The sequence below is a fragment of the Roseateles sp. P5_B10 genome, from assembly GCF_056400485.1.
The window spans coordinates 1-979 of the sequence record NZ_JBFULE010001296.1 but is presented as its reverse complement, the minus strand read 5'-3'; the positions used below and the strand labels follow the sequence as shown (position 1 = coordinate 979).

Genomic DNA, 979 nt, shown 5'->3' with positions numbered 1-979 from the left:
GCGCAGGAAGGACAGGATGTTGCGCAAGCGGCCCACGCCGTTGCCCTGGTAGCTGGGCACCGGCAGCCAGCGGTAGCGGATGCCATCGATGATCTCCTCGACCGGTTGGCCGGGCACCTCGGGCTGTACGGCGCGCACATGGGAGTAGCTGGCCGCGACGATGGTGACCTCGTGACCCGCCCTCACCCATTCACGGGCCAGGTAGTAGGGTCGGAACTCCATGCCGTGGGCAGGCGAACCGGCGTAATGGTTGACCAGAAGGATCCTCATGCCGGCGTGAGCTCCTTGAGCCGGGTCAGGAAGCGCTGCACGTGGGGCTCGAAGAGGCCGTTGGCGGCGACCCAGTTGCGATTGGCGATGGCGAGCTTGGTCGTGTCCAGCGTTGCCATGCGCGCCGGCAGGTCGTCCAGCGAGCCGACGATGAGTCCACGCGCCGAGTCGCCAATCAACTCACGATTGGCAGGCAGTTCGGACAGCAGCGGCACACAGCCATGCGCCATCGCTTCCAGCACCGAAACCGACACGGAATCGCTCTCGGGCAGGCTCAGGAACCAGGTCGAACGGGCGTAGTACGAGGCCTGGGCGGCGGCATCCAGCCGGCCGACGAAGGTGATCTGCTCATGTAAGCCACGAGCAGCCGTTTCATCTTCAAGCGACTGACGTAACGAGCCATCGTTCGCAATGACCAAGCGCGCTTCAGGGTTCTGACGCGCGATGCGCAGGAACGCGTCAATGACGAGTTGCGGCCGGTAGATCGGCTCCAGGCCGCGGTTCGCGAAGCACAGCCAAGGCTGCTTCTTCGCGTTCTGCTTGGGCATGGCTTCAAGGCCGAATGGGAAGGTCATGACCTCCCCCGCACCCAGCTCGCGCATGCGCTCGGCCATGTAGACCGAGTCCGACGTGGTCAGGGTGCAATTGCGCAGCACCTTCTTCGTCATCCAGCGCCAGGCGCCGCCGCGCTGCGGCGTCACGAGGATGT

2 protein-coding genes are annotated in these 979 nt (G+C 65.1%); both read right to left on the bottom strand.

Features of this window, described 5'->3' with window-relative positions; translation table 11 throughout:
* Positions 1–270: glycosyltransferase (locus tag AC1DU6_RS32855; RefSeq protein WP_477862472.1), on the bottom strand; the 270-nt coding region annotated here is incomplete at its 3' end.
* Positions 267–979 (bottom strand): glycosyltransferase (locus AC1DU6_RS32850; protein ID WP_477862470.1); only part of this gene is annotated, 713 nt, incomplete at its 5' end. The genes AC1DU6_RS32850 and AC1DU6_RS32855, both read right to left, overlap by 4 nt.